Origin of the sequence: Faecalitalea cylindroides ATCC 27803, from assembly GCF_000469305.1 — a bacterium.
GTDB lineage: Bacteria > Bacillota_I > Bacilli_A > Erysipelotrichales > Erysipelotrichaceae > Faecalitalea > Faecalitalea cylindroides.
On sequence record NZ_KI270997.1, the window covers coordinates 1 to 10,016 of the forward strand.

At 34.6% G+C, this 10,016-nt stretch carries 11 protein-coding genes; 2 read left to right on the forward strand and 9 right to left on the reverse strand.

Going from position 1 to position 10,016, the window contains the following annotated elements; all coding sequences use genetic code 11:
- Positions 1–130: 130 nt before the first annotated feature.
- From HMPREF0367_RS05125 to HMPREF0367_RS05140, 4 genes are read right to left on the reverse strand one after another with little or no spacing between them, the layout of a single operon-like run.
- The gene (locus tag HMPREF0367_RS05125) at positions 131–1,147 is read right to left on the reverse strand and encodes an acyltransferase family protein (RefSeq protein ID WP_051335186.1); all 1,017 of its coding nucleotides are present in this window, start codon (positions 1,145–1,147) and stop codon (positions 131–133) included.
- 3 nt (positions 1,148–1,150) lie between these two features.
- Complete coding sequence (alr, locus tag HMPREF0367_RS05130; protein WP_035401870.1) at positions 1,151–2,299, reverse strand: alanine racemase; 1,149 nt, start codon at positions 2,297–2,299, stop codon at positions 1,151–1,153.
- On the reverse strand, positions 2,293–3,336 hold the full coding sequence (locus HMPREF0367_RS05135) for a D-alanine--D-alanine ligase family protein (protein WP_035401872.1): 1,044 nt from the start codon (positions 3,334–3,336) through the stop codon (positions 2,293–2,295). Before HMPREF0367_RS05135 ends, alr begins: the two co-directional genes overlap by 7 nt.
- 5 nt (positions 3,337–3,341) lie before the next feature.
- Positions 3,342–4,703 (reverse strand): UDP-N-acetylmuramoyl-tripeptide--D-alanyl-D-alanine ligase, encoded by a 1,362-nt coding sequence (locus HMPREF0367_RS05140; protein ID WP_035401874.1) that lies wholly within the window; start codon positions 4,701–4,703, stop codon positions 3,342–3,344.
- A gap of 389 nt (positions 4,704–5,092) precedes the next feature.
- Between HMPREF0367_RS05140 and HMPREF0367_RS05145 the strand changes: the two genes are divergently transcribed.
- Positions 5,093–5,581 (forward strand): ECF transporter S component, encoded by a 489-nt coding sequence (locus tag HMPREF0367_RS05145; RefSeq protein ID WP_035401876.1) that lies wholly within the window; start codon positions 5,093–5,095, stop codon positions 5,579–5,581.
- A gap of 1 nt (position 5,582) precedes the next feature.
- Positions 5,583–5,981 carry an HIT family protein gene (locus tag HMPREF0367_RS05150; protein WP_035401878.1) on the forward strand — a complete coding sequence of 133 codons (399 nt, stop codon included), beginning with the start codon at positions 5,583–5,585 and terminating at the stop codon, positions 5,979–5,981.
- Positions 5,982–6,059: 78 nt separating this feature from the next.
- Here the strand turns inward: HMPREF0367_RS05150 and HMPREF0367_RS05155 are convergent, their stop codons facing one another.
- The 5 genes from HMPREF0367_RS05155 to HMPREF0367_RS05175 all read right to left on the reverse strand — a co-directional run.
- The gene (locus HMPREF0367_RS05155) at positions 6,060–6,842 is read right to left on the reverse strand and encodes a glycoside hydrolase family 25 protein (protein ID WP_081683641.1); all 783 of its coding nucleotides are present in this window, start codon (positions 6,840–6,842) and stop codon (positions 6,060–6,062) included.
- A 32-nt stretch (positions 6,843–6,874) separates the two neighbouring features.
- Complete coding sequence (locus HMPREF0367_RS05160) at positions 6,875–7,351, reverse strand: DUF3284 domain-containing protein (RefSeq protein WP_035401880.1); 477 nt, start codon at positions 7,349–7,351, stop codon at positions 6,875–6,877.
- A 140-nt stretch (positions 7,352–7,491) separates the two neighbouring features.
- Positions 7,492–7,839: a GNAT family N-acetyltransferase gene (locus HMPREF0367_RS05165; protein WP_211237380.1), complete on the reverse strand. Its 348-nt coding sequence runs from the start codon at positions 7,837–7,839 to the stop codon at positions 7,492–7,494.
- A gap of 304 nt (positions 7,840–8,143) precedes the next feature.
- Positions 8,144–9,245 (reverse strand): peptide chain release factor 2 gene (prfB, locus tag HMPREF0367_RS05170; protein ID WP_143395314.1). Its coding sequence is split into 2 segments (ribosomal slippage): positions 8,144–9,172 and positions 9,174–9,245, totalling 1,101 coding nucleotides; the frame shifts between segments, so codons are not numbered across the junction.
- Positions 9,245–10,016: preprotein translocase subunit SecA (locus HMPREF0367_RS05175; RefSeq protein WP_035401884.1), on the reverse strand; the 772-nt coding region annotated here is incomplete at its 5' end. The genes HMPREF0367_RS05175 and prfB, both read right to left, overlap by 1 nt.

Consider the following 10,016-nt stretch of genomic DNA (forward strand, 5'->3'; position numbering starts at 1 on the left):
GGGCATCCACACTTCTGCGGTGTATTGTATACCCCAAAAGATCTTCTTTTTTTATATGCAGTTTTTTGATCAACTGTGCTTCAACCTCATTTTCATAAGCACATTTTACTTGGAATACTCTAATCATAAGCTACAATAAATTTTCTAATACAGGGAATCTTCCCTTATAATACATCACAAGACTTGCAAAAGCCTGCGCTAAGGCAATCGTCAAAAAATAAACAACGATATGGGCGTTTGGCATCAATGCTAATAAAATTTTTGCGAATAAAATATGTGATGTGTAAATCAATAATGAGTCATTTCTTAGTACTTTATAAATTGGTTTATATGGCATCTTGATTGTTAACAGCCAATTTACAAGGAAATAAACTGCCGGCACTAAGAATAAATACATGCTCGTTAAATCACGCAATATGCCTGTCACATTATAAATCAACACTTCAACTACCACTAATAAAAAGCTAATTACAAAGCCTCCTAAGCTAGTTCTAGATGGTAAACGTCCTGTTTTAGCTAACAAAAGACCTAAAGACACAAAGATAGGTCCAAAAAAGATTCCATCTCGTGCTGTCACCAAAGTTTTTGTGAAAAATGCAAAAAAGAAATTAATTCCTGGAATACTTTCCCAGACTGGTGTATAAACATTGATCAAATAACCTATAAAATAAGCACCTAAGCTTACCTTTAGGGTAAACACTAAGCCTTTCTCTTTATATAAATAGAAAACGATCACACTTGCTAACATCAAAGCAGGTAAAAACCATAGATGATAATAACTTCCATTTAAGAAGAAATCTCGAATGTAAGAAAAAACACCTAGAATACTAAATCCTGCCTGATATTGATCCCATATCGTATATGGAAGATAGATTACGGTCCAAATCAAATATATTTTTAATAAGCGCATTAAATATTTGCGAAGATTCTTTGTGTTTTCTTCAGAATCATCTCCATATTTACGGAAGAAGAAAAAACCGGAAGTTGTAAAGAAAAATGGCACAGCAATTCGACATATCGTCTGCATAAAAAACGTATTGAACGTTTCACTAATTTCATAAAACGGATATGTATGAATGCATACAACCAATAATGCCGAAACATATTTAGCAATATCAATTGCGGCATATTTTCTTTTCACCTTCATAATCTACCTCTTTTCTAAACGTGGCACACGAGCAGCAATAGCGCTCATCGTTTCATTGTTGATGGTCTTGGCTAAACGACTAATCGTATCAATCGTAACTCTTTCCTGTCCCATTTGACCAACAAAACAACAAATATCTCCTTCTTTAACATTTTCTACATCTGTTACATCAACCATGCATTGATCCATACAGATATTTCCAATCACTTTACAATGTTTACCGTGAATCAACACTTCAAATCCCTGATTGCTTAAAAGACGAGGGATCCCATCGGCATATCCAATTGATACAGTTGCCACTTTGGTTGGTTTTGTGGCTATAAAATTACGCCCATAACTAACACTTTGACCTTCTTGGATCCATTTTACCAAAGAAACATTGGCATAGATTGACATGATCGGAATAAAGTCTGGATTCGAAAGAATAGGAATTTGATCATCACTTGTAACACCCATATACAACAAACCAGGGCGGCAATAATCCATACCAAGGTCCATATAATTTAAAATTCCATAGCTGTTTTGAATATGTTTGATTCCGCAATCAATACCTTCTTTTTTTAGATTGTCAATGACTTCTTTAAACAAGCGAATCTGATTCTCGGTAAATGTACGACTATCCACTCCCAGATCATCACTAACTGGAAAATGCGAAAAAATTCCTTCTACACTTAAATTAGATAATCTATATTCTGCAATGATCTGATCCATATGCTTATCTTGATCCTGATATATGATACCAGTTCTACACATTCCTGTATCAACCTTGCAATGGCAGCGAATCATCGCGTCGTTCTCTTTTGCAAATGCATTTAATTTTTGAGCATACTCGAAAGAGATCAGTGACTGTACGATATTCTTTTCGTATAAGTAATGAAAATGTTCAACAGGTGTATATCCCAAGATCAAGATATCTTGATCAATTCCATTTTCTCTTAAATTCAAAGCTTCATCAATGCTGGAGACACCAAAGAAATCAACGCCCCACTTAGCCATTTGTCTTGCACAAGCTACATCTCCATGACCATAGGCATTCGCCTTAACGATTCCCATGATTTTGGTTTTTCCCACAAGCTTTTGAATTTCATCCAAATTATGATTGATTGCCTTATAATCAATTTCACACCAAGCACGGCTATAACTCTTTAACATGCTGAAATCGTCCTTTGCATTGCTAGATCGATCAATTTATCAATTAAATCACTGAATTCAATTCCAGCTTCTTTCATCATAGATGGATAACGTGAAGTGGCGGTAAAACCTGGAATCGTATTCAATTCATTTAAGATAACCTCTTTTTGAGGCGTTACAAACATATCCACACGAGCCATACCACAACAATTCATAGCTTTATATGTTTTAGCTGCTAGGGCCTTAGCCTTGGCAAACGTTTCTTCATCGATTCGTGCAGGGCAGATGATTTCAGCCCCTTTCATCTCATATTTTCCTTCAAAATCAAAAATTCCTCCAGAAATTTGAATCTCATCACAGCTGCCAGTAAACACTTCTTCATTTCCCATAACAGCACAGCCAATCTCAAAGCCTTCAATTGCTTTTTCAACTAAGATCTTGCCACGGCCATCATAGAAGAAAGCATCTTTACAAGCCTCTTCAAATTCTTCTTTATTCTCTACTTTATGAACACCATAACTACTTCCGGCATTACATGGTTTTACGATCCAAGGTAGGGAGATCTTTTCCTGGATCATTTCAAATGAAGGATTTTCTTCATTGGCTTTTAAACAAACATAATCAGCGCAAGGTATGTTAGCTTCATCACATAAAATATGCATGATCTCTTTATCCATAGAAATTGCACTAGACATTACATCACATCCAACATAATGGATATTCATCAATTCCAATAACCCCTGCACACATCCATCTTCCCCATTTTTTCCATGTAAAACAGGGAATACACAATCTAATTCTTTTACTGTATTCTTTCCATCCAAAGCCATGATTCCTTTATGAACCCATGCAGCTTTTGTAGCCTGAGGAATCCAATGATCATGTTCTATATCATCAATCGAACCATCATAAACATAAAATTGCCCATTCTGGTCGATACCAATCATAGTAATATCGTATTTTTCATCATGAATCTGTCTTAAAAAAGAAGCAACAGAGTGTAAAGAAACAGAATACTCACTACTCTGTCCACCAAAGACAACACCTAATTTCAACATATAATTTACATCTCCTTCAATTTATCCACAATTTCATCCATATGCATTGCACGACTTCCCTTGATCAAGATTGCACAATCTTCATTTAGTAAATGTTTTAGTTCCTCAACGATTTCATCCTTTGTTTCAAACCATTTAGATTCAATATTTGTACATGCTTTAATCGTATATTTACTTAAAGGGCCCGTCGCATAGACTGTATCCACATTTTTTTCAACTGCATAGCATCCAATCATCGCGTGCAGATCGTTTTCTTCTGGTCCTAAATCTAACATATCCGCCAATACGGCTATATGTTTTTTTGCCTGTACTTTCATCAAGGTATCAATTGCCGCCTTGGCACTTTCTGGATTGGATTTATATGTATCATCAATGATCTTTGCATCATGAACCTTTAAAAGTGCTGTACGCATCTTCGTCATTTCCAAATCTTTTAATCCTTTTAAGATTGATGATGTCGAGATTTTCTGATCCAATGCCACATAAATACAAGGTAAAGCATTTTTTGCCTGAAAATCTCCAAGTGCATTTAATGTGATTTTATCAGTTAAACTTGAACAATAAAACTCAATTCCATTTTCTGTATAATCAATAGATGAAATAATGGAAATATCTCCATTAAAGCCAAAAGAAACCAGACGTTTAGATGGATCAATATCCATCTCCAGCAGGCATTCCTGAATTTCCGGACTTTCTTTGTCATATAAGAAAAGACCTCCTGGTTTTAGATTCTCTAAAATTTCTAACTTTGCCTGAGCAATTTGTTTCTTTCCTCCAAGATTTTCCATATGAGCACTGCCAATTGTTGTGATAATTGAAACATCAGGGCGTGCAATATGTGTTAAGAAATCAATTTCACCCTTATTTTCCATTCCCATTTCTAGAATGGCAACTTCTACATCTTTATCAAGATCCAACACTGTTAAAGGAAGCCCAATTTCATTATTACGATTTCCTTGTGTTTTTTGTGTTTTCTTTTCTTGAGAAAAAATACTATATAACATATCTTTACAACTTGTCTTGCCATTGGAGCCAGTGACTCCAATAACCAGACAAGATAAAGTATTTAAATAAGCCTTAGCTAGATTTTGTAACGCTTCCAGTGTATCGTCAACCAAGATACACGTTATATCTTCAGGATATGGTGTGTGATCTTTTTGCCACAACGTTGCTTTGACTCCTTTTTGAATCACGGAATCAATGAAGGTATGCCCATCCGCTCTTTGCCCAATCAAAGGGATATAAAGGGCATTATCTGTAACCTGACGAGAATCAATCCCAACTCCCTGGATCAAAGAAGTTTTATCTTCTCCAACTAGATCACAATTTAACATATCCGCAATTTCTTGAATGGTTTTTACGATCATTTCTATAAACCCCCATTTGGATTATATTATATCACACAACAATGCATTTTTTTCGAAAGATTATATACTTGCACAACTGATTCCCATTTTTTTAAATAAAACTCCATTTTTGGGATGTAAAATCTATCTTTTATGGTATTTTCCCCCACAAAATACCTATTTTTTATCATTTTGACGCATTTTCACATAATTTTCACATATTTTTAGAATTGACTTGTGTTATACTTTTAATCAAGCAAGGAGTAGAAGGCCTTGCCGGTACGAAATGATGTTCGTACAATTTTCTATCCCCTTAATTTTTTGAAAAGTCAGGCACCCCCTTAGCCTGGCTTTTCATTTTTTTTATCCATCTTTTCTAAAAGAGTATTATAATAATAAATGGAGGAATTATGAAGAAAATCCAAGTAAAAGAATTGTGCATATCTGCTTTAGGAATCTGTTTGGTATTTTGTGCCACTTTCCTAATTAAGATCCCCAATGGATTTCAAGGATATTTCAACTGTGGCGATGGAATGATCCTGGCCTTTGCCCCTTTTGTCAATCCATTGTTTGCATTTTTGATTGGTGGTGTTGGTTCAGCTATAGCCGACATCGTAAGTGGCTATGCAAGTTATGCCTTATTCACCCTTGTAATCAAAGGAATAGAAGGATTACTTATCTCTATTTTGATTTCAAAATTTAAATCAAAAATGTTTGTTTTTTCCTTAGGTGCAATTTGGATGGTAATTGGTTATTTCATTGCCGACAGCTTTGTCAATCAATCCCTTTGGATTGCGGTATTATCTATGCCTATTAACCTCATCCAGGGTATCACAGGATGTATACTTGGATTCATTCTATATCCAATCTTAAAGAAAATTCATAAGGAGGAACAATAATATGTGTGTTTTCTGTTCTATCGTCAAAGGTGACATTCCCAGCAACAAATTGTATGAAGATGACATGGTAATTGCATTTTTTGACATTAACCCTACAAGCTATGGTCATTGTCTTGTCGTTCCAAAAGAACATTGTGACTCATTCTTAGATTGCCCAACAAAAATTTTAGATCATGTTTTTGAAGTTGCACAAAAACTTGCGAATGTTCTAGAAGAAAAACTAGGTTGCGATGGTATCAACGTATTGACAAACATTCATGAGGCAGCCGGACAGAGTGTAAATCACTTCCATGTGCATCTCATTCCTAGATATGCTAACAAAGATCATGATTCTGTAACGATTGAATTTGGTGAAATTGAAAAAGTTGATTTTGAAGATTTATTATCAAAAGTAAAATAAAAAAAACGAGATCTGATATTCATATGCCTCCTATCAAATAGATAGGAGGCATATCATTTTCAGGTAAAATCTCGGTTTTTATTTAGCTCTTTCCAACCATACATTCATATCCACATTTGTTGAGATTCCATCAATCTGGCCTGTATTGGTATATTGCCACATTCTAAATTCATCATTCATCTGCGGTATGGATAGATAAGCAGCATACCAAATTTCCTTATCTTGTATCTCTTCAAAATTCAAATGGGAATAAAGCCAGTCCAGGTTCCCATAAATCATGCTTTGATATCCATTTTCTTCCATGATTTCACAGAACCTTAGCGCAAAAGAAGTTTTTTCTTCCATGGTAAGAGAATTAATTCGTCCATTGACCTCATCATAAATTTCCATATCAAACGCAATTGGATAATCAATTTGATATCCAGACACCATATCTAATACCAATTGGGCATCTTGCTCCAATTCTTCCATAGTAATTGCACTGGAATAAAAATAGACGCCGGTTTTAATACCATTGGCCGCTGCCTGCTGCATATTTTGATCAAAGTATTCATCTTGATGCTGCAAGCCTTCTATTCCTCCACGATACCCGGCACGTATCATCGCAAATTCAACAGGTGTATTCGCTACTCTTTGCCAGTCAATTTCACCTTGATGACTAGATACATCAATTCCGTGGATCAATTCTATATCTTCACCAGAATAATTTATAAATCCATTATCCATGTAGAACAAAGAATTATCTCGTGGAGCCTGATAAAACCACATTCTATATATCCCAGCACTCAAAAAAGTAACAAGAACCAAAAAGATCACCATCAATAAGAACACTCGATTATAACGTATTCGTTTTCTTCTCATATTTTTATTCTATCATAAAACAAAGGTGGAGCCTATTGCTCCACTTCTTCTTGTATATCTTCTGTATTCTGTTTATTTTGAATATATGCTTCTATATTCTTTAACAATTTCTTTGCTCGCCTTTGTGCTCTTTTGTTATTCAATTTTTCCATCATTTTAGAACTTTTGCCTTCAACCGTAAATTCGCTGATAAAATCTTCTGAATATCTAACAGTGATCTTTTTGTCTTCTAACGATTCAATCTTATATGTCATGATATCGTATCCAGTCGATCCTTCAAATTTCACTTTATAAATCGAAGGAGCTTCAAATTTTTGGATAACTACTCTTGAATTTTCTTTCTTTCCAAAACTATTTTTGATTTTTTTGGAGTATGAAAAACCTTTCTTTAAATGGCTCTTTCGAATATTTTTTCCTGTTGCCTGACATGCATCATACACAACAGATTCAATAATCGCATCAAAGAAATCACTCGCACTCACATTCAACGTTTCACTAACTTCTACCATTTTTCCATCCTCCAACAACATATATGATAAGTTTAATCCTTTCAATCTATCATTACAAGCTGATCCTTTTTAAATTCTATACTGAAAAGTCGAAGGATTACTTTTTGCGAATATTCAAGAGTATTTTTTTAAACTAAAATTTATAAATTAAGTTTCATATATATGGAAGTATCCATAGGACTATCATTATAACTGCTTATTTCATAAAATCCATGTTTTTTATACATATGTATTGCACTTTTCAGGAACGGGAGTGTATCTAACAGCATGTACGAATACCCTATTTTCTTTGCATCATCTGTGATTTTTTCAACTAACAGATTACCTATTTTTCGCCCTCTAAACTGAGGCCTTACATAGAGACGCTTCATTTCACAATTTTGACTGTCAATTTTTCTTAGCCCTATACAACCAGCTAATTTCTCATCACAATAAACCAAATATAATCTTCCATCAGGCAAACCATATTTGTTCTCCAAATGTTCCATTTCTTCACTATAATTTTAAATTTCTAAATACTTTTGGAAAGAACTATCTTTTTCAATTAGCATAGCCGTATATTCTGTAAATAGTTTACTTACTTCTTCAGCTCGATTATAAGCATATACTATTTTTATTCCCACAACTACTTGTCCTCCTACATTGTTAATTCTAGTTATCAAAATCTTCCCTAGTCTCTTTTTTCATTGCGATACCTCCAACAAAAAATCCAATTTATAGAATTATTGTACTTTTATCCCTCTCTAATTACAGTATGAAACTTTTTAAAAAGATCACCCTTAAAAGGTGATCTTATTGAATTTGTGATTTTAGATAGGCAAAGATAAACTCGTCTAAGTCTCCATCCAATACGTTTTGTACCTGGCTTGTTTCACAACCTGTGCGAACATCCTTCACTAAACTATATGGATGCATGACATAACTTCGAATCTGGCTTCCCCACTCATTGGCTGCCTGAATGCCCTTAATTTCTGCCAGTTTCTTTTCTTGTTTTTCTATTTCTAATTGATAAAGTCTAGATTTTAAGATACGCATCGCTTCTTCTCGGTTTTCGTGCTGCGACCTTCCATTTTGGCAAGTTGAAACAATACCAGTTGGCTTATGTACGATACGAACAGCTGAGTCCGTTTTGTTAATATGCTGACCTCCAGCACCAGATGCTCTTTTTGTCTCTATGATCAAATCTTCTGGCTTTACTTCAATTTCAATTTCATCATTGAACTGAGGCATTACATCCAAAGAAGCAAAAGAAGTATGTCTTCTCGCCCCAGAATCAAATGGTGAAATTCGTACTAAACGATGTACACCTTTTTCTCCTTTTAGATAACCGTATGCCTTATCTCCCTCAACCAGGAAAGTAACACTCTTGATTCCAGCTTCTTCACCTGGTTGATAATCTAAAACTGTAACTTTAAAGCCTTTCTTTTCCGCATATCGTGTATACATGCGATATAACATGCTGGCCCAATCACAAGATTCAGTTCCCCCAGCACCTGGATGCAATTCTAGGATTGCATTGTTTTGATCATATTCATGCGACAAAAGCACTTGAATTTCAAAATTCTCAAAGTCTTTTGCCATAGCATCATATTCTTCTTCTGCCAAAGCCATAAGCTCTTCATCGAATACTTCCTTAATGGCATCTGCCGTTTCATCCAAAGACTTTAAAGTATCATCTAAAGCCTGATAGCTGTCGACAATATTTTTTAGATTGTTACGTGTTCGAATTGCACTTTGAGCTTTCTTTTGATCGTTCCAAAATCCATCTTCCAAAGTTTTTTTGTCTAATTCTTCAATTTGATTTTTTTTATCAGCTAAGTCAAAGTGACTCACCTAGAGAATTTAACTTCTCCAGGTGAGTAGTCACTCCTTGTTTTAATTCATAAAGTTCCATTACGCTTTTGTCTCCCTACGAATTCTTACTTTTAATAAGAAGAAAGCAATTTCTCTATCGATACGTTTGTTCATATCTTCAAACATATCAAAACCTTCCTGTACATATTGCTGCAAAGGATTATTTTGTGCATAAGAACGTAAATAGATACCACTTCTTAATTTATCCATGCGGTCAATATGTTCGATCCAGTTTCTATCAATATTACGCAAGACAACAGTTTTTTCAAATGGCAAGAACTGCATCTTAACAGGTTCAATCTCTTTCTCATAATCATTCCAGATACGATCCAAACAATGAAGTTTGATTTCTTCATATTTCAAGCCTTCTAATTCCTGAGCATGAATAGCTCTATCTTCTGTTAAACCTGTCATCTCTAATGATTTACAAAGACCTGGAATATCCACTGTTTGTTTTTTCTCATCCAGAATATTTGCCTGTAATGTTTGATCCAATGTTTTTTCAAAAATCACATGTACCATTTCATGTACTTCTTCGCTTTCTAAGATGCGATTTCTTTGTGCATAGATGATTTCACGCTGACGACGTAATACATCATCATAATCTAACAATTGTTTACGCATATCAAAGTTATATCCTTCAACACGCTTTTGCGCCATTGTGATAGATTTCGTAACAGCTTTAGATTCGATTTGTTCATCCCCCATTTTTTCAAATAGTTTCTGAAGTTTTTCGCCACCAAAACGAACCATCAAGGAGTCTTCCAAAGAAACAAAGAATCGAGAGAAACCTGGATCACCCTGACGTCCG

Coding starts and splice junctions, on each gene's coding strand:
- HMPREF0367_RS05165 (WP_211237380.1), bottom strand. CDS start 7,839: ATGGAACATTTGGAGAACAAATATGGTTTGCCTGATGGAAGATTATAT.
- HMPREF0367_RS05140 (WP_035401874.1), bottom strand. CDS start 4,703: ATGATCGTAAAAACCATTCAAGAAATTGCGGATATGTTAAATTGTGAT.
- HMPREF0367_RS05155 (WP_081683641.1), bottom strand. CDS start 6,842: ATGAGAAGAAAACGAATACGTTATAATCGAGTGTTCTTATTGATGGTG.
- HMPREF0367_RS05135 (WP_035401872.1), bottom strand. CDS start 3,336: ATGTTGAAATTAGGTGTTGTCTTTGGTGGACAGAGTAGTGAGTATTCT.
- HMPREF0367_RS05125 (WP_051335186.1), bottom strand. CDS start 1,147: ATGAAGGTGAAAAGAAAATATGCCGCAATTGATATTGCTAAATATGTT.
- HMPREF0367_RS05150 (WP_035401878.1), top strand. CDS start 5,583: ATGTGTGTTTTCTGTTCTATCGTCAAAGGTGACATTCCCAGCAACAAA.
- HMPREF0367_RS05145 (WP_035401876.1), top strand. CDS start 5,093: ATGAAGAAAATCCAAGTAAAAGAATTGTGCATATCTGCTTTAGGAATC.
- alr (WP_035401870.1), bottom strand. CDS start 2,299: ATGTTAAAGAGTTATAGCCGTGCTTGGTGTGAAATTGATTATAAGGCA.
- HMPREF0367_RS05160 (WP_035401880.1), bottom strand. CDS start 7,351: ATGGTAGAAGTTAGTGAAACGTTGAATGTGAGTGCGAGTGATTTCTTT.